Here is a 17,133-nt window from a genome sequence, read left to right as displayed (position 1 = left end):
GCGGGGATCTCTCCCGCTCGCCCATCGGTGGGCATAGTGTGAGGTGATGGATCGTCGCATCTTCGGGCTGGAGAACGAGTACGGCGTGACCTGCACGTTCCGGGGCCAGCGCAGGCTGTCCCCCGACGAGGTCGCGCGCTACCTGTTCCGGCGGGTCGTGTCCTGGGGCCGATCGAGCAACGTCTTCCTCCGCAACGGCGCACGCCTCTACCTCGACGTAGGCAGCCATCCTGAATACGCAACCCCCGAGTGTGACAACGTCATCGAGCTGGTCACCCACGACAAGGCGGGTGAGCGGATCCTGGAGGGCCTTCTGGTCGACGCCGAGAAACGGCTGCGCGAAGAGGGCATCGCGGGAGACATCTATCTCTTCAAGAACAACACCGACTCGGCCGGCAACTCGTACGGCTGCCACGAGAACTACCTGGTGGGCCGGCACGGCGAGTTCGGCCGGCTGGCCGACGTGCTCATCCCGTTCCTGGTGACGCGGCAGATCATCTGCGGCGCAGGCAAGGTCCTGCAGACGCCGCGCGGCGCCGTCTACTGCGTCTCGCAGCGGGCCGAGCACATCTGGGAGGGCGTCTCCTCGGCCACGACCCGGTCGCGGCCGATCATCAACACGCGCGACGAGCCGCACGCCGACGCCGAGCGGTTCCGCCGCCTGCACGTCATCGTCGGCGACTCCAACATGAGCGAGACCACGATGCTGCTCAAGGTCGGCGCCACCGACCTGGTGCTGCGCATGATCGAGGCCGGCACGGTGATGCGCGACCTGACCCTGGAGAACCCGATCAGGGCCATCCGGGAGGTGTCGCACGACATGACCGGACGGCGGAGGGTGCGGCTGGCCAACGGGCGCGAGGCGTCCAGCCTGGAGATCCAGCAGGAGTACCTCTCCAAGGCGAAGGACTTTGTCGACCGGCGCGGCGGCGACGCCGTCGCCCACCAGGTGCTGGAGCTGTGGGAGCGCACGCTGCGCGCGGTCGAGACCGGCGACCTCGACCTGGTGTCGCGGGAGATCGACTGGGTGACGAAGTACCAGCTGATCGAGCGCTACCGCAAGAAGTACGACCTGCCGCTGTCGTCGCCCCGGGTGGCGCAGCTCGACCTCGCCTACCACGACGTCCACCGCAAGCGCGGCCTCTACTACCTGCTGCAGAAGCGCGGCTCGGTGGAGCGGGTGGCGTCCGACCTGAAGATCTTCGAGGCGAAGTCGGTGCCGCCGCAGACCACCAGGGCGCGGCTGCGCGGCGAGTTCATCCGCAAGGCGCAGGAGAAGCGCCGCGACTTCACCGTCGACTGGGTGCACCTCAAGCTCAACGACCAGGCCCAGCGGACGGTGCTGTGCAAGGACCCGTTCCGCAGCGTCGACGAGAGGGTGGACAAACTGATCGCGGGCATGTGAGCGGGACGGCTTGACAGCATGGGTTTACCTCCGGCCTACCCGGCTTCGGGTAGGGTGACGCGAATCTGACCGTCTGTTCCGAGGGAAACCCATGCGCCGCGCTCTGGCCGCTCTGGCCGCCGTGCCTTTGCTCTTCTCCGCCGCCGCGTGCGGCTCCGAAACGGCTTCGATCCAGGACGGGTCCGCGGGGGTGAAGGTCGCCGGCCAGGTGGGCGCCAAGCCCACGGTGACCTTCCCCACCGGCGATCCCGCCACCAAGTCGTCGTACAAGGTCCTGGAGGCCGGCACCGGCCCGGCGGTCAAGACGGGCGACCAGCTCATCGTCAACCTGTCCGTCTGGAACTGGGACGGCAAGGGCAACGCCCTCCAGGGTTCCACGTACGACACGAAGACGCCGGAGACGCTGCCGGTGAACGAGCAGCTCCCGCAGCTGCTGCGCGACGGCTTCACCCAGCTCAAGCACGGCGGCCGCCTGCTGGCGGTCATGGCCAGCGACCTCACCACCCCGGCGGCGGGGCAGACCGCGCCGGCGGAGCCGACCAAGGTGTTCGTCATGGACGTGGTCGGCACCCAGCCCAAGGCCGCCTCCGGCCAGGAGACCGGCGAGACCCTCAAGGGCGTCAAGGTGGACAACCCCGGCGGCGACCAGGCGCCCACGCTCACCACGAAGACCTCCGACAAGCCGTCCAAGGAACTGGTGGTCAAGACCCTCATCAAGGGCGAGGGCGCGCCGGTCAAGGGCGACCAGACGCTGACCGTCCACTACACCGGCAAGATCTGGGGCACCGACAAGGAGTTCGACTCCAGCTGGGGCCGCGGCGAGCCGGCCTCGTTCCCGCTGGCCCAGGTCATCAAGGGCTGGCAGCAGGGCCTGGAGGGCGTGCCGGTGGGCAGCCGCGTGGTGATGAGCATCCCGCCGGACCTCGGCTACGGCGACCAGGAGCAGCAGGGCATCCCGGCGAAGAGCACGCTGGTGTTCGTGGTGGACGTCCTCTCGGCGGCCTGACGCGGGACCTCTGACGGCGCACCACGGGCGTGCCTCCCGGCGACGGGAGGCACGCCCGCCGCGTTCAACGGGCCGCGCCCCAGTGGTCACCCGCACGAAGCAGCTCACGCCCCGCAACGCCGCCCGCGCAGGGAGGTCACCCGGTTGCCCACCTCACCCCTCCGGCCCGCACGCCGCAACTTACCGAGCCTTGACCTCGGCGAGGCGGTGACCGCCGGTACGGCTCCCTCCGCCCCACCCACCTCCCGCGGCATCCCCGTACGAGCTGAAACGCGGACCGCGAACCCCCGCTCGATCCCGGAGCGCTCCCGGAGAGGCGGGTGGCGGACGGGACTTCGGTGGAGGGAGTCCTCGGGGCCGCAGGGACGTCGTGGGCTGCGGGGAGGTCCGCGCAGGCCACTTCGCGGACTGGGCCGTGCCGTGGTGCTCGCGTCCATGGCCCTGGTGACGGCGTGCACGGGTGCCGAACCGCGCGAGGCCGGACCCCGGGTGACGGGACCTTTCGGGGCACGGCCCACGATCACCTTCCCGGCCGGTGCGCCGCCCGCCGAACTGCGGGTGGCGGAGCCCACCGCCGGTCGCGGCGCGCCGCTGGAGGAGGGCGGCGTGGCCGTCGTCCAGTACACCGTTCACCTGTGGGACGGCCGGGAGAACCGGCTCGTCGCGTCGACCTTCAACCGCGGCACCCCGGAGGCGCTCCCGCTGGGCGGACTGCACCCGGGCCTCGACGCCGCGCTCCGTGGCCGCCGGGCGGGCAGCCGGGTGACCGCCGCCATCCCTCTGCCGGACGGAACTTCAGGAACCGCCGAGGGAGAACGCCCTCCTGACCCCGTTGCCGGGCCGGCAGCGCCCGGCACCCGAGCGGACGCCGTCCACCACGCGAGCACGGCCGACGCGGAAGATCGCCGCACACCGCCCCTCCCTGGAAGCCGGACGACGACCCACCCGGCAGCAGGCGACCGCCAACCGCCCCGCAGCCCCACGAACGGCGATGACCATGCGGGCGGGGACGGGCGTACGGGACAAGGGGTCGGGGGCGGGTTCGCGGGCGCGGGATGGCGTGGGGGAGCGGGGCGGGTGGATCTGTTCTATGTGGTCGACGTTCTGGGGGCGCATCCGGGGCGGGCCGCCGTCGAGGCGGGCGCGGGGGTCGTGGCCGGGGTGCGGGTCGGGGGCGGGGCGGCGCCCGCGCTGGTGATCCCGGACGGGGAGCCGCCGGGCGGGTTGACCGCCGAGGTGCTGGCGCGCGGTGCCGGGCGAGCGGCCGAGGCCGGGCGGCTGCTCGTGGTGCAGTACGCGGGCGCCACCTGGAGTGACCGCCGGGTCTTCGCCTCCACCTGGGAGCGCGGCCGCCCCGAGGCCGTCACCATCGGGGACGGAAGCCTCGTGACCGGCTGGAACCGGGCGCTGATGGGCGTCCCCGCGGGGAGCCGGGTGGCGATGGTGGTGCCGCCCGGTGACGCGTACGGAGACGCCGGAACCGGCGGGAGCACGCGGATCGCGCCGGGTGAGACGCTCGTGTACGTGGTGGACGTGCTCGCCGTCTACTGAAGTGCCACCCGCGCGTCCATGTGCGATCCCGTGCCGGGACGGGCGCCCTGGGGTGCGGGTTCCCGCACTCACGCGCGTCCGGAAGAGGCGGCGAACCGTCCTAGACTCCGGCTGTGAGCGACGACGACCTCGATGCCCTCGGCCTGCTGCACGATCCCGTACGGCGGAGCCTGTACGAGGCGGTGGCCGGTCGCGGCGGTGAGGTGGGCAGGCAGGAGGCGGCGGAGGCCGCCGGGGTCTCGCGCACCCTCGCCGGGCACCACCTCGACAAGCTCGTCGAGGCCGGGCTGCTGGAGAGCGGGTTCCGGCAGCCGGAGCGGAAGGGGCCCGGCAGCGGCCGGCCCGCCAAGGTCTACCGCAGGGCCGCGGGTGAGCGGTCGGTGAGCCTGCCGCCTCGCGACTACGCCACGCTCGCCTCGGTGCTCGCCGACGTGGTGGAGGGGCTCGGCGCCGAGGAGCGGGCCGAGCGGGCCGCCCGCGTGGCGGGTGAGCGGCTGGGCCGGGGCGGCGGCGGCCGGCCGGTGGAGGAGGTGCTGCGCGAGCGCGGTTACGAGCCGTACGCCGACGGCGACGCGGGCCTGCGGATGCGCAACTGCCCGTTCCACGTGCTCTCGCGTGAGCAGCCGCTGCTCGTCTGCTCCATGAACCTGGCGCTGTGCCAGGGGCTGCTCGAAGGGCTGGGCGAGGACCCGGGCCGGGCCAGGCTGGATCCGAGACCCGGGGAGTGCTGCGTCGCGCTTTCTAAAACAAATGAAGATTGACATAGAAGGGTGAGGGATGGTTCGCTGAGCGTCATGCATCTCGCCCAGCTCAACATCGCCCACCTGCGCGCGCCCGTCGACTCGGCCGAGCTCGCCGAGTTCGTCGCCCTGCTGGAGCCGATCAACGCGCTCGCCGACCGCTCTCCGGGGTTCGTGTGGCGGCTCAAGGAGAGTGAGACCGACCCCACCGCGACCCTGACGCACGCCTACGGCGACCACCTGCTGGTCAACTTCTCGGTGTGGGAGGACCTCGACGCGCTGTGGAACTACGTCTACCGCAGCGGCCATCTGGAGGTGCTGCGCCGCCGCCGGGAGTGGTTCCGCCGCCTGGCGGAGCCGTCCACGGTGATGTGGTGGGTGCCCGACGGCGTCATCCCGACGCTCGCGGAGGCGATGGCGCGGCTGGAACGCCTCAAGGCCGAAGGTCCCGGCCCCGAGGCGTTCACGTTCAGGGACGCCTACCCCAGCAGCGAGGCCGCCAGCCTGCCCGCCGCCGCGGACGCCAGGAAGTAGGGCAGGTCCTCCTCCAGCCCCCGGCCCATGGTCGACAGCCGCACCGGTGAGCCGCGCAGCGCCTCGTGCAGGCCGTCGACCTCGACCGGCACCAGCTCGTGCCGGACGGCCAGCAGCTCGGCCTGGTCGCGCACCCGCCGGCCGAACTCGCCCGGCAGCATCGGCACCGGCACCCGGGCGCGGACCAGCGCCACCCTGCCGTAGGCGGTCAGCGAGTGGTGGGAGATCCCGTAATGCCGCTCGCGCCGGTCGCCCTCACTGACCCGCAGCGCCGCGACCGGCCGCCCCAGCAGCACCGAGGCGGCGTTGACCGCCTCGCCCGCCGACACCCCCGAGAACCCCCACCGGGTGCCCGAGCCCAGGTTGCCCGGCCCCTGCGCGACGACGGCCACGTCCGCGCCCAGCACGTGGCGGGCCGCCAGCAGGCCCGTGTGGGTGGTGACCGCCTCCACGTCCCCGCCGAACGCCTGGCCGACCGTGACCGTCCCGGCCAGCCAGCCCTGCTGCCGCAGCGTCGCCGCCGACATCGAGAACCACGCCGGCAGCGCCCCGCCGTCGAGCATCACGTACGCGACCCGCACCGAACGGCCCGCGGCCGCGTACAGCCCGCACAGGATCGGCGCCAGCGCCGAGTGCAGGTCGGCCACCACCACCGGCATCCCGTCGACCGAGTCGGCCTCGCGCAGCGCCTCGTGGTAGGGCGAGCCCTGCTCGTCCGCGCCCAGCACCGTGGCCTGCGACGGCGTGTAGCGGGCCTTCACCAGGTGACCGGGGCCTTGAGGATCTTCCGGCAAACGGTTCGGCACGGCCACCACCATGGCGTAACCTCCCGTACCGAGACCCATCGCGAGTGCCGTCGTGTTGAGCAGCACCTCGTCGCCGGGCTCGGGGCGGCCCACCAGAGACGGGTAGGCCAGCGCCCGGCACGGCACGCCAGGCTCCGAGCCGGGCGGGCCGTCCCCCTCGGGGACGGCGACATCCAGTTCCATCGCTCCCGGCCACTCGCGCCGGATCCGTATGACCTCGCCCTTGCGCCATCTGATCACGGGGGCAGGGTAGCGTCGTTGGAGGAGGAGTGAGCGGATGTCGCGCCGGAAGACCGAGCGGTTGCTGAATCTGGTGATCTGTCTGCTCGCCACCCGCCGTCCGCTGCCGGCCGAGCAGATCAGGCACGCCGTGCCAGGTTACGACCGCGACAGCGACGAGGCGTTCCAGCGGATGTTCGAGCGCGACAAGAACGAGCTGCGCGAGATCGGCATCCCCATCGACGTGGTGCGCGACCCGTGGGAGGACGAGCCGGGCTACCGCATCGAGCGGCAGTCCTACGAGCTGCCCGAGATCACGCTCGAACCCGACGAGGCCGCCGTGCTCGGCATGGCCGCCCAGGTGTGGCAGCGCGCGAGCCTGGCCGAGGCCGCCTCGGGGGCGCTGCTGAAGCTGCGCGCGGGCGGCGTTCACACCGACGACGCGCTCGGCGTCGGCGGCGGCCTCGGGGGAGGAGCGCTGGAGCTGCGCGTCGACACCCGCGACCCGGCCTTCCCCGCCCTGTGGCAGGCGGTGCGCGACCGGAAGGCGGTCAGGTTCGACTACCGCGGCGCCGGCAGCGAGAACGTGCACACCCGCACCGTCGAGCCGTGGGGCGTGGTGAGCCGCCGCGGCCGGTGGTACGTCGCGGGCTACGACCGGGACCGCGAGGCGCCGCGCGCCTTCCGGCTCAGCCGCATCACCGGCCCCGTCGCCACCCTCGGCAAGCCGGGCTCCGTCCAGGTGCCCGAGGGCGTCGACCTGCGGGCCATGGTGGCCTTCCCGGACGAGCCCGCCAGCGAGCGCGTCGCGGTGGTGCGCGTCCGCCGCGGCGCCTGCGAGGGGCTGCGCCAGCTGGCCAGGACCGTCCGGCCGGGCGGCGACGGCTGGGACGAGGCCGAGCTGCCCTTCACCGACCCCGAACGGCTGGCCGGATGGATGGCCAGCCTCGGCTCCGACGTCGAGGTGGCCGGGCCGCCCGACGCGCGCGAGGCCGTCATCCGCCGACTGAAGGGGGCGCTGGCGTGAGCGGATCCGCCGACCGGCTGCCGAGGCTGCTGGCTCTGGTGCCCTACCTGATGTCCCATCCGGGGGCCCAGGTGGGCGAGGTGGCCGAGGTGTTCGGGCTGACCGAGAAACAGCTCATCGACGACCTGCAGCTGGTGTGGATGTGCGGGCTGCCCGGCCACACCCCCGGCGACCTCATCGACGTGTCCTGGGACGGCGGCGAGATCCTCATCGACAACGCCGACACCATCGCCAGGCCGCTGCGGCTCGGCATCGACGAGGCCAGCGCGCTGCTGGTGGCGCTGCGCATGCTCGCCGCGACCCCGGAGCTGGCCGAGGTGCGGGGGGACGCGCTGCCGCGCGTGGTGGCCAAGCTGGAGCGGGCCGCAGGCGAGGGCGCCGCCGCCGTCAGCAGCCAGGTGGCCGTCGACGTGGACGCCGCCCCGGACGCGCTGCCCCGGGTGCGCGAGGCGCTGAACTCCCGGCGGCGGCTGTCGCTGCGCTACTACGTGCCGGGCCGCGACGAGGTCACCCCGCGCGAGGTCGACCCGATGCGGATCGTCGTCGCCGACGGCCGCACCTACCTGGAGTGCTGGTGCTACCGCGCCGAGGCGATGCGGCTGTTCAGGCTCGACCGGATGCTCGGCGTCGAGGTGCTCGACGAGCCCGCGAACCCGCCCGCCGAGGCCGAGCCGATCGACGTGGCCCAGGGCGTGTTCCGGCCCTCGCCCGCCGACCCGCTGGTGGAGCTGGAGGTGACCGCCGCCGGGCGGTGGGTCGCCGAGTACTACCCGTGCGAGCAGGTGACCGAGCTGGGCGAGGGGCGGCTGCGGATCTCGCTGCGCGCCCGCGACGACGACTGGATACTCAAACTGGCGCTGCGGCTCGGCGACACCGGCCGGGTCGTCTCGCCGCCCCGGACGGCCGAACGGGTGCGCGAGGAGGCGGAGCGGGCCCTGGAGCTGTACGCTCGCCAGGCATGACGTGGATCCTGGTGTCGATCGGGCTGGGTGTGGCCGGGGTGGCCGTCCTGGGGGTCGCGGCGGCCCGGGTCACCGCCGCGGCGACCGAGCTCAACAGCACCATTACTCATGTCCGCCATCAATTCCATCGCAAAGAGGACGCCGGGGGATGAGGCAGAGCCCTTGGCAGCGTACGATCGTGGGGAAAGACCGCACCTCGCTCTCACCATGAAGGACGTCACATGAACTTGGGAGCTCCGGAGATCATCCTGATCCTGGTCGCCTTGGTCCTCCTCTTCGGCGCCAAGAAGCTGCCGGACCTCGCCCGTGGCGTCGGCCGGTCCCTGCGCATCTTCAAGGCCGAGACCAGCAAGCTCAACGATGACGACGACGACAAGGCGACCGTGGTGCAGGCCCAGCCGCAGGCTCAGCCGGCGCCCCCGCCGCAGCTGCACGCCGCGCCCGCGCCGGAGCCGTCGGCCGAGGAGCAGGCCCGCAAGCTGGAGGAGCAGGCCGCGCGCCTGCGCGCCGCGGCGCAGGCCGACAAGCGTCCCTGATCACCGTCCCCTAGTCCCCAGGACTCATCGATGGCGCTGCTGAAACGGTCACGGCCCAAGCCGGAGCGCGACTCCGAGGGCCGGATGCCGCTCATGGACCATCTCCGTGAGCTGCGCAACCGCCTGCTGATCGCGCTGGCGGCCGTCGCGGTGGGCGTGATGCTCGGCTGGATCGTGTCCGGGCCGGTGTGGGAGGTGCTCAAGGAGCCCTACTGCTCCACGACGCAGTCACACCAGCTCACCGGCGAGTGCAGCCTGACCTACAACGGCATCTTCTCGTCGTTCTTCATCACGCTGAAGATCTCGCTGATGGTGGGCCTGGTGCTGGCGTCGCCGGTCTGGCTCTACCAGATCTGGGCGTTCGTCACGCCCGCGCTCTATCGCGCCGAGAAGCGCTACACGATGACCTTCCTGGGGCTGGCCGTGCCCCTGTTCGCCGTGGGCGCGGCGCTGTCCTACCTCATCATGGACACCGCGCTGGGCTTCCTGCTCGGCTTCAGCCTCGAAGGCACGGTCGCGACCATCGCGATCGACCAGTATCTCGACTACGTCCTGATCATGCTGCTGATCTTCGGGGTGTCGTTCGAGCTGCCGCTGCTGCTGGTGTTCCTCAACCTCATCGGGGTGCTGCCGCACGCCACGGTCGCCAAGCACCGGCGGCTGGTCATCTTCCTGATGTTCGTCTTCGGCGCGGTCGTCACCCCCGGCGGCGACCCGATCACCATGATGGCCCTGGCCGCGCCGATGATCGTGCTGTTCGCGGCGGCGGAGCTGTTCATGTACCTGCGCGAGAAGCGGCAGCCGGCCAGCGAGTTCGATCACCTGTCCGACGACGAGGCCTCGCCGCTCGGCCCCGACCCCGCCGACAAGACGCTGGAAGAGGATTCCGGAACCGCCCGGTAGGCGGTAGGTTCCGGAGGCGTGGCCCCCCATCTCGCCCTGCTGGTCAACCCCACCGCGCGCGGCGGAAGGACGCTCCGCCTGCTGGAGCCCGTCGCCCGCAGGCTGCGCGCCGGCGGCGCCGAGCTGTCGGTGATCGTCGGCGACGACGCCGCCGACGCGCTCGACCGGGCCTGCCTCGCGGTCGCCGAGCGGCCCGACGCGCTCGTCGCCTTCGGCGGAGACGGCCTGGTCCACCTCGCCGTGCAGGCCGTGACCGGCACCGACGTGCCGCTCGGCATCATCCCGGCGGGCACCGGCAACGACATCGCGGCCGCCCTCGGCGTCCCGAGCAAGGACCCGATCGCCGCCGCCGGGGCGATCCTGCGGATGCGGACGCGATCAGTGGACGTCGGCCGGATCAGCACCGACGCCGGCGAGGAGCTGTTCGCCGGGGTGGTGTGCTGCGGGTTCGACTCGCGGGTGAACGAGCGCGCCAACCGGCTGACCTGGCCGTCCGGCACGGCCCGCTACCTGCTGGCCACCGCGCAGGAGCTGCGCTCCTTCGAGCCGATCCCGTTCCGGGTCACGCTCGACGACGGCGAGCCGTACGAGCGGGAGGCGATGCTCGTGGCCGTGGGCAACACCTGCTCCTACGGGGCGGGGATGCGGGTGTGCCCGGACGCGGTGCCCGACGACGGGCTGCTGGACGTGATGATGGTGGAGGCGGTGGGCAAGGCCGAGTTCCTGCGCGTGTTCCCCAGCGTCTACCGGGGCACCCACGTGGGCCACCGGGCCGTCACCGTCCGCCGGGCCAGGAGCGTGCGGCTGGAGGCGCCCGGCGTGGTGGCCTACGCCGACGGCGAACGGATCGGGCCCGGGCCGGTCACCTGCGAGGTGCGGCCGGGGGCGCTGACCGTCCTCACCTGAGCCGTACTTTGTAAAGGCGGTCGGCCGGAGGCGATCACCGCGAGGGCTGACCGGAATGGCGGTTTCGGTAGGCTGGCGACTATGACAACGCCAGCGGAACGCTACGCGGCCTTCCGTCAGAAATACTCGGGAGACGCCCCCGCTCTGCGGTCGTTCCGGAGTCTGTACGAGTTCGAGCTCGACGACTTCCAGATCGACGCCTGCCGGGCGCTGGAGGCGGGCGACGGCGTGCTGGTGGCGGCCCCGACCGGGTCGGGCAAGACGGTCGTCGGCGAGTTCGCCGTCCACCTGGCCCTGGAACAGGGCCGCAAGTGCTTCTACACCACCCCGATCAAGGCGTTGTCCAACCAGAAGTACAACGACCTGGTCAAACGGTACGGCACCGCCAAGGTCGGCCTGCTGACCGGCGACAACAGCATCAACGGCGAGGCGCCCATCGTCGTCATGACGACCGAGGTGCTGCGCAACATGCTCTACGCCGGGTCGGCCACGCTGGCCGGGCTCGGCTTCGCCGTCATGGACGAGGTCCACTACCTGGCCGACCGGTTCCGCGGCGCGGTCTGGGAAGAGGTCATCATCCACCTGCCGGAGTCGGTCCGGCTGGTGGCGCTGTCGGCGACGGTCAGCAACGCCGAGGAGTTCGGCGAGTGGCTCGGCGAGGTGCGCGGCGACACCACCGTGATCGTCGACGAGCACCGCCCGGTTCCGCTGTGGCAGCACATGATGGTCGGCAACCGGATCTACGACCTGTTCCTGCCCGACGACGACGTGCCGCGCATCAACCCGACGCTGATGCGGGTCACCCGCGACGCCGAGCGGCTGCTGGCCGGCCGCCGCGGGCGCGGCTACGGCCGGCCGCCGCGGGGCAGGCCGGCCGACCGGGCGCAGGTGATCGAGAAGCTCGACGCCGAGGGCCTGCTGCCCGCGATCACCTTCATCTTCTCCCGCGCCGGCTGCCAGGCGGCCGTCCAGCAGTGCCTGTACGCGGGCATCCGGCTGACGACCGAGCGGGAGCGCCACGAGATCCGCCAGCTGGTCGACGAGCGCACCGCCCACCTGCCCGACGAGGACCTGGCCGTGCTGGGCTACCTGGAGTGGCGCGACTGCCTGGAGCGGGGGCTGGCGGCCCACCACGCGGGCATGCTCCCGGCGTTCAAGGAGGTCGTGGAGGAGCTGTTCACCCGCGGCCTGGTCAAGGCGGTGTTCGCGACCGAGACGCTGGCCCTGGGCATCAACATGCCGGCCCGCAGCGTGGTCATCGAGAAGCTCGACAAGTGGAACGGCGAGACCCACGCCGACCTCACCCCCGGCGAGTACACCCAGCTCACCGGCCGGGCCGGGCGGCGCGGCATCGACGTCGAGGGCCACGCCGTGGTGCTGTGGCAGCCGTCCATGGACCCGCTGTCGGTGGCGGGCCTGGCCGGCACCCGCACCTACCCGCTGCGCTCCAGCTTCCAGCCCTCGTACAACATGGCGGTCAACCTCGTCGGCCAGTTCGGGCGGGAGCGGGCCAGGGCGCTGCTGGAGGAGTCGTTCGCGCAGTTCCAGGCTGACCGGGCGGTCGTCGGGCTGGCCAAGCAGCTGCGCAAGCAGGAGGAGGCGCTGGAGGGCTACCAGGAGGCGATGACCTGCCACCTGGGCGACTTCGGCGAGTACGCGACGCTGCGCAGGCGGCTGTCCGACCGGGAGGCCGACCTGGCCCGCCAGCGCGGCGCGGCCCGGCGCGCGGCGGCGGTGCGCTCGCTGGAGGCGCTGCAGCCCGGCGACGTGATCCGGGTGCCCGGCGGGCGGCGGGCCGGGCTGGCGATCGTGCTCGACCCCGGCCGCAACCCGCGCAACCGGTCGGCGGCGACAGGGCCGACGCCGCTGGTGCTCACCATCGGCAAGCAGGTCAAGCGCCTCGACCCGGCCGACTTCCCGGTCCCGGTCGAGCCGCTGGAGAAGGTCCGCATCCCGAAGAACTTCAACGGCCGCTCGCCGAAGGAGCGGGCCGACCTGGTCTCCACCCTGCTCGCCAAGCTCGGCGACCGCGACCTGGGCAAGCCGCTCAGGGCGCGCGACCACGCGATGGAGGACGAGGAGGTCAACGACCTGCGCAGGCGCATCCGCCAGCATCCCTGCCACGGCTGCGACGAGCGGGAGGACCACGCCCGCTGGGCCGAGCGCTACCACAAGCTGCTGCGCGAGACCCAGGGGCTGCGCCGGCGCGTGGAGGGCCGCTCCCACGTCATCTCGCGTACCTTCGACCGCATCTGCACGGTGCTGGGGCAGCTCGGCTACCTCGACGGCGAGCACGTCACCGACGAGGGCCGCCGCCTGGGCCGCCTCTACACCGAGCTCGACCTGCTGACCGCGGAGTGCCTGCGCAGCGGCCTGTGGGAGGAGCTCGACCCGGCCGAGCTGGCGGCGTGCGTGTCGGCGCTGGTGTTCGAGTCGCGCCAGTCCGACGATGCCCGCCGGCCCAAGATCCCCGCCGGGCGGGCGCAGGACGCGCTGACGGCCATGACCCGGCTGTGGGGCGAGCTGGAGGGCATCGAGGCCGACCACGGACTGTCCACCATCCGCGAGCCCGACCTGGGGTTCGCGTGGGCGGCGTTCCGGTGGACGAAGGGCCACAGCCTCGACGCGGTGCTGATGGACGGCGTCAACGGCGGCGAGCTGGCCGCCGGCGACTTCGTGCGCTGGATCAAGCAGCTGATGGACCTGCTGGGCCAGCTCGGCGACGCGGCCCCGCCCGGCAGCGCGATCAAGCAGACCGCGACGAAGGCCGTCGACGGGATGCGCCGGGGCGTGGTGGCCTACTCGTCGCTCGTGTGAGCCCCTTTCTCCGGGGCGTGCTCCGGGGCGTGCTCCGGGGCGTGCTCAGGGGAAGGTGAAGCGGACCTCGCGGGTGGCCGGCTCGGCGGCCACCAGCCGTACGGCCACCTGTTCGCCCAGCGGCAGCGCGCCGTCGCAGCGCGCGATCACGGCCGGCTCGGTCAGTTGCACCAGCCCGCCGCGCTCGTCCGCGTCGACCACCGTGGCGGCGAACTCCTGGCCGATGCGGTCGCGCAGCACGTACGCCTCGGCCAGGTCGACGCAGGCCCGCTCGGCCGCGCCCGCCCGCCGGCCGGAGGCCGCCATCAGCTCGGGCAGCTCGGGCAGCGCCCGGCGCACGTCCGACGGCACCGGCTCGCCCGCGGCGATCGCCAGGCACACCTCGCTCGCGTACCGGTCGGCCAGCCGCCGCAGCGGGGCGGTCACGTGCGCGTACGGGGCCGCGACCGCCGCGTGCTCGGCCAGCTTCGGCGGCGCCCCGTCGAAGGCCGCGTACCCGGCGCCGCGCAGCAGCACCCGCGCCTCGTGCAGGAACGCCGCGTGCCGGGGCAGCTTGGCGTCCAGGTCGTGCACCACCGCCCCGTAACCGGCGCCGTCGGGCCACGGCACCTCCAGGGCCTGCGCCACCCGGCGCACCCGGTCGAGGTCGGCGGGGCGCGGCGCCGGCAGCACCCGCAGGAGCCCGATCTCGGCCTCCAGCATCAGCTGCGCCGCCGCCATCCCGGCCAGCAGCGACAGCTGGGCGTTCCACGCCTCGGCGGGCAGCGGCAGCCGGTAGGCCAGCCGGTAACCGCCGTCGTCCGGCACCAGCTGCTGCTCCGGGGTCGGCAGCGTCACCCCGCCGCGCTCGCGCTCCAGCGCCAGCCGCAGCCTGCCGATCTCGGCCAGCAGGGCGATCGGGCCGTCGGCGGTGCCGGTCTCGACCGCCGCCTGGACGTAGTCGTAGTCGAGCCGTTCGCGGCTGCGCACCCGCGCCCGCAGCACGTCCGCACCCACCGTGCGGCCGTCGCCGTCGAGGTCGATCCGCCAGAGCACGGCCGGCCGTTCCGCGCCCGGCAGCAGGCTGGCCGCGCCCTCCGACAGCACGGGCGGGTGCAGCGGCACGTTGCCGTCGGGGAGGTAGACGGTCGCGCCCCTGCCCCGGGCCTCGGCGTCGATCACACCGTCAGGGCGGACGAACGCGCCCACGTCCGCGATCGCGTACCAGACCCGGTAGCCGCCGCGCAGCCGCTCCAGGTGGAACGCCTGGTCCAGGTCCATCGAACCGGGCGGGTCCAGGGTGACGAACGGCAGCTCCGTCAGGTCCTCGCCGCCCGGCCGCGGCACCCGCGCCACCCAGGCGGCCTCCTCGGCCACCTTGGCGGGGAAGGCGTCCGGGAGCTTCAGCTCGCGCCGGATCCGGCCGAACCCGTCCTCGAGGCGGGCGGGCACCCCGGCCGGAACCCTGATCATGGTCGTCGACACGGGGTCAATCTATCGGGCCGGACGACTCGGGCGTTCTACGTATTCGATGCGGATTCGGACAGCATGGGATTCGGACGGCATGGGGCGGCTAACGCTTCAGCGCGTCCAGCAGCCTGTTGAGCGGGCCGTCGAGCCCGTAGCGGTCGGCCAGCTCCACCAGCGTCTCGGGGTCGCGCGGCTTGGCCGGCAGCGTCAGGTCGGCGTCGGGCAGCGGCGCGTCGTGTGCCACCTTGACCACCACCGGCGCGACCTCCAGGTAGTCGCGGGCGGCGGCCAGCTTGGTGCGGGCGCCCGCCGGGAACCCCTCCGCGCCGCCGCCGTCGAGCGCCTCCAGGAGCGCCTCCAGCGAGCCGAACCTGGTGATCAGCGCCGCCGCCGTCTTCTCGCCCACGCCCGGCACCCCCGGCAGGCCGTCGCTCGGGTCGCCGCGCAGCGTCGCGAAGTCGGCGTAGCCGCGGCCCGGGATGCCGTACTTGGCGCTCACCCACGCCTCGTCGACCAGCTGCAGGTTGCGCAGCCCGCGCGCGGTGTAGAGGACCCGCACCGGGCGGGCGTCGTCGACGAGCTGGAACAGGTCACGGTCGCCGGTCACGATGTCGACCGCGCCCCGCGCCCGGTGCGCGAGCGTGCCGATGACGTCGTCGGCCTCGTAGCCGGGCGACTCCAGCCGGGCGATGCCGACCGCGTCGAGCACCCGCTCGATCACCGCGATCTGCGGCACCAGCGTCTCCGGCACCTCCTCGGCGTCGCCCTGGGCCACCCGGTGGGCCTTGTACGAAGGCAGCGCCGCCACCCGGAAGGCGGGCCGCCAGTCGGCGTCCATGGTCGCCGCCAGCTCGGTGGGGGAGTGGCCGCGCACCAGTGTGGCGGTCATGTCGATCAGCCCCCGCACCGCGTTCACCGGCATCCCGTCGGGTGCGGTGATCGTCTCCGGGATGCCGTGGAAGGCGCGGAAATAGAGCGAGGGGGTGTCCAGAAGCATCAGCACGTGCCCAGTATGCCCACCGCGAGCAGACACGCGTCGTCCTCCGGGTTCGGCCCGCCGATGTCCTCCAGCAGGCGGTCCAGGCCCTCGTCCAGATCGCGGCCCGGCAGCTTGCACGCCGCCGTCATCACCAGGTCCAGGCCCTCGTCGATGTCACGGGTGCGCCGCTCCACCAGCCCGTCGGTGAACATCAGCACCAGGTCGCCGCTCCGCAGCCGGGTCTCGGCCAGCCGGTACGGCACGTCGCCGGTGGCGCCGAGCAGGATGCCGCGGGGCGGGGCGAGCCTGCTGGCCACGCCGTCGCGCACCAGCACCGGCGCCAGGTTGCCGGCCTGAGCCCAGGTGAACACCCGGGTGACCGCGTCCAGATGGCCGACGACCGCGGTCGCCGTGGTGTCGGCGAGACGGTGCAGCACCAGGTCGTTCAGCCAGGACAGCAGCCGGTTCGGCGGCTCGCCCGTCATCGTCAGCCCGATGAGCGCGTGCCGGAGCTGGGCCATGTGCGCGATCGCGGGCAGGCCGTGGCCGGACACGTCGCCGATGGCCAGCAGCGCCCGCCCGTCCGGCAGCGCCGCCGCCTCGAACCAGTCGCCGCCCAGGCTCGCCGTCTTCTCCGCCGGCACGTACCGGACCGCGATCCTGGTGTGCGGCAGGTCCAGACAGCCGGCCGGCTCGGGCAGGATGGCCTCGCGCAACGCGAGCATCACGTGCCGCTCCTCGGCGGCCTGCACCCGCGCCTCCAGCAGCTGGCGGCGCGACTCCGACATGATCCGCTCGGCGCGGCGGCGGCCGCTGATGTCCTGGATCACGCCGTGCACGCCGGTCGGCCCGCCGGGCGCCATCAGCGGCTCCAGCACCACGCGCAGGTTGCGCACGTCGCCGGCGGCCCGCCGGATGCGGAACTCGGCCTGGACCGACTCCACGCCCTGCGTCACCGTCCACAGCAGCTCGTCCAGGGCCGCGAGGTCGTCGGGCTCCACGTAGCCGGCCAGGGCCGCCAGCGGCAGCGGGCCCTCCGCCGGGTCCCTGCCGAAGATGGCGTACACCTGCTCGGACCAGACGATGCCGCCGGTGCGCAGGTTCCACTCCGCCCAGCCCATGTTGCCCAGCCGCTGGGCGTGCGCGAGCCGGGAGGCGAGCAGCTCGGAGTACCCGTCGAGCATGCTCATCGGACCTCCGGCAGCGCGGGAACAGGACAATTGGCATCACAGTACGTGATGGCTCGTGTGCGTCGTGTACCGGGGGTCTGAGGCGTGGTGAGAGCTTTTCGCG

At 73.0% G+C, this 17,133-nt stretch carries 16 protein-coding genes; 12 read left to right on the top strand and 4 right to left on the bottom strand.

What is annotated here, in order from left to right; translation table 11 throughout:
* The first annotated feature begins 46 nt into the window (after window positions 1-46).
* The 5 genes from pafA to ACQEUU_RS22890 all read left to right on the top strand — a co-directional run bounded on the left by pafA (window position 47) and on the right by ACQEUU_RS22890 (window position 5,236).
* Complete coding sequence (pafA, locus tag ACQEUU_RS22910) at window positions 47-1,405, top strand: Pup--protein ligase (protein ID WP_433069046.1); 1,359 nt, start codon at window positions 47-49, stop codon at window positions 1,403-1,405.
* A gap of 91 nt (window positions 1,406-1,496) precedes the next feature.
* Window positions 1,497-2,411, top strand: coding sequence for an FKBP-type peptidyl-prolyl cis-trans isomerase (locus tag ACQEUU_RS22905; protein WP_433069041.1), 915 nt, complete (start codon window positions 1,497-1,499; stop codon window positions 2,409-2,411).
* Window positions 2,412-2,900: 489 nt separating this feature from the next.
* A complete protein-coding gene (locus ACQEUU_RS22900) occupies window positions 2,901-3,962 on the top strand; it encodes an FKBP-type peptidyl-prolyl cis-trans isomerase (RefSeq protein WP_433069038.1) in 1,062 nt (353 codons plus the stop codon).
* 113 nt (window positions 3,963-4,075) lie between these two features.
* Window positions 4,076-4,723: a helix-turn-helix transcriptional regulator gene (locus ACQEUU_RS22895; protein ID WP_433069035.1), complete on the top strand. Its 648-nt coding sequence runs from the start codon at window positions 4,076-4,078 to the stop codon at window positions 4,721-4,723.
* Between the two features lie 33 nt (window positions 4,724-4,756).
* Complete coding sequence (locus tag ACQEUU_RS22890; RefSeq protein ID WP_433069033.1) at window positions 4,757-5,236, top strand: DUF3291 domain-containing protein; 480 nt, start codon at window positions 4,757-4,759, stop codon at window positions 5,234-5,236.
* Here the strand turns inward: ACQEUU_RS22890 and ACQEUU_RS22885 are convergent.
* Complete coding sequence (locus tag ACQEUU_RS22885; protein ID WP_433069030.1) at window positions 5,182-6,282, bottom strand: DUF3866 family protein; 1,101 nt, start codon at window positions 6,280-6,282, stop codon at window positions 5,182-5,184. The two genes, ACQEUU_RS22890 and ACQEUU_RS22885, sit on opposite strands and share 55 nt — an antisense overlap.
* Before the next feature lie 37 nt (window positions 6,283-6,319).
* Here ACQEUU_RS22885 and ACQEUU_RS22880 point away from each other — a divergent pair, with 37 nt between their 5' ends.
* From ACQEUU_RS22880 to ACQEUU_RS22850, 7 genes are all read left to right on the top strand, one after another.
* Window positions 6,320-7,288, top strand: a complete 969-nt coding sequence (locus ACQEUU_RS22880) for a helix-turn-helix transcriptional regulator (RefSeq protein ID WP_433069027.1) — start codon at window positions 6,320-6,322, stop codon at window positions 7,286-7,288.
* A complete protein-coding gene (locus tag ACQEUU_RS22875; RefSeq protein WP_433069024.1) occupies window positions 7,285-8,250 on the top strand; it encodes a helix-turn-helix transcriptional regulator in 966 nt (321 codons plus the stop codon). The genes ACQEUU_RS22880 and ACQEUU_RS22875 overlap by 4 nt, the downstream gene beginning before the upstream one ends.
* Window positions 8,247-8,402: a hypothetical protein gene (locus ACQEUU_RS22870; protein ID WP_433069022.1), complete on the top strand. Its 156-nt coding sequence runs from the start codon at window positions 8,247-8,249 to the stop codon at window positions 8,400-8,402. Before ACQEUU_RS22875 ends, ACQEUU_RS22870 begins: the two co-directional genes overlap by 4 nt.
* Before the next feature lie 69 nt (window positions 8,403-8,471).
* Window positions 8,472-8,786, top strand: a complete 315-nt coding sequence (gene tatA, locus ACQEUU_RS22865; protein ID WP_433069020.1) for a Sec-independent protein translocase subunit TatA — start codon at window positions 8,472-8,474, stop codon at window positions 8,784-8,786.
* Between the two features lie 30 nt (window positions 8,787-8,816).
* Window positions 8,817-9,689, top strand: coding sequence for a twin-arginine translocase subunit TatC (tatC, locus tag ACQEUU_RS22860; protein ID WP_433069017.1), 873 nt, complete (start codon window positions 8,817-8,819; stop codon window positions 9,687-9,689).
* Between the two features lie 18 nt (window positions 9,690-9,707).
* On the top strand, window positions 9,708-10,595 hold the full coding sequence (locus ACQEUU_RS22855; RefSeq protein ID WP_433069014.1) for a diacylglycerol/lipid kinase family protein: 888 nt from the start codon (window positions 9,708-9,710) through the stop codon (window positions 10,593-10,595).
* An 81-nt stretch (window positions 10,596-10,676) separates the two neighbouring features.
* Window positions 10,677-13,412, top strand: coding sequence for a DEAD/DEAH box helicase (locus ACQEUU_RS22850; protein WP_433069011.1), 2,736 nt, complete (start codon window positions 10,677-10,679; stop codon window positions 13,410-13,412).
* 45 nt (window positions 13,413-13,457) lie between these two features.
* On the opposite strand, the gene ACQEUU_RS22845 is transcribed toward ACQEUU_RS22850, so the two are convergent.
* The 3 genes from ACQEUU_RS22845 to ACQEUU_RS22835 all read right to left on the bottom strand — a co-directional run bounded on the left by ACQEUU_RS22845 (window position 13,458) and on the right by ACQEUU_RS22835 (window position 17,030).
* Complete coding sequence (locus ACQEUU_RS22845; protein ID WP_433069009.1) at window positions 13,458-14,876, bottom strand: RNB domain-containing ribonuclease; 1,419 nt, start codon at window positions 14,874-14,876, stop codon at window positions 13,458-13,460.
* An 88-nt stretch (window positions 14,877-14,964) separates the two neighbouring features.
* Window positions 14,965-15,858 (bottom strand): 5'-3' exonuclease, encoded by an 894-nt coding sequence (locus tag ACQEUU_RS22840; protein WP_433071938.1) that lies wholly within the window; start codon window positions 15,856-15,858, stop codon window positions 14,965-14,967.
* Window positions 15,858-17,030: a PP2C family protein-serine/threonine phosphatase gene (locus tag ACQEUU_RS22835; protein WP_433069007.1), complete on the bottom strand. Its 1,173-nt coding sequence runs from the start codon at window positions 17,028-17,030 to the stop codon at window positions 15,858-15,860. The genes ACQEUU_RS22840 and ACQEUU_RS22835 overlap by 1 nt, the downstream gene beginning before the upstream one ends.
* Between the last annotated feature and the right edge of the window lie 103 nt (window positions 17,031-17,133).

Origin of the sequence: Nonomuraea sp. CA-218870 (genome assembly GCF_050936535.1) — a bacterium.
Taxonomy (GTDB): domain Bacteria; phylum Actinomycetota; class Actinomycetes; order Streptosporangiales; family Streptosporangiaceae; genus Nonomuraea; species Nonomuraea corallina.
The sequence above is the reverse complement of the archived record's forward strand: the minus strand, read 5'-3'. Positions and strand labels throughout refer to the sequence as shown.

Coding starts and splice junctions, on each gene's coding strand:
- pafA (WP_433069046.1), top strand. CDS start 47: ATGGATCGTCGCATCTTCGGGCTGGAGAACGAGTACGGCGTGACCTGC.
- ACQEUU_RS22905 (WP_433069041.1), top strand. CDS start 1,497: ATGCGCCGCGCTCTGGCCGCTCTGGCCGCCGTGCCTTTGCTCTTCTCC.
- ACQEUU_RS22890 (WP_433069033.1), top strand. CDS start 4,757: ATGCATCTCGCCCAGCTCAACATCGCCCACCTGCGCGCGCCCGTCGAC.
- ACQEUU_RS22880 (WP_433069027.1), top strand. CDS start 6,320: ATGTCGCGCCGGAAGACCGAGCGGTTGCTGAATCTGGTGATCTGTCTG.
- ACQEUU_RS22870 (WP_433069022.1), top strand. CDS start 8,247: ATGACGTGGATCCTGGTGTCGATCGGGCTGGGTGTGGCCGGGGTGGCC.
- tatA (WP_433069020.1), top strand. CDS start 8,472: ATGAACTTGGGAGCTCCGGAGATCATCCTGATCCTGGTCGCCTTGGTC.
- tatC (WP_433069017.1), top strand. CDS start 8,817: ATGGCGCTGCTGAAACGGTCACGGCCCAAGCCGGAGCGCGACTCCGAG.
- ACQEUU_RS22850 (WP_433069011.1), top strand. CDS start 10,677: ATGACAACGCCAGCGGAACGCTACGCGGCCTTCCGTCAGAAATACTCG.
- ACQEUU_RS22840 (WP_433071938.1), bottom strand. CDS start 15,858: ATGCTTCTGGACACCCCCTCGCTCTATTTCCGCGCCTTCCACGGCATC.
- ACQEUU_RS22835 (WP_433069007.1), bottom strand. CDS start 17,030: ATGAGCATGCTCGACGGGTACTCCGAGCTGCTCGCCTCCCGGCTCGCG.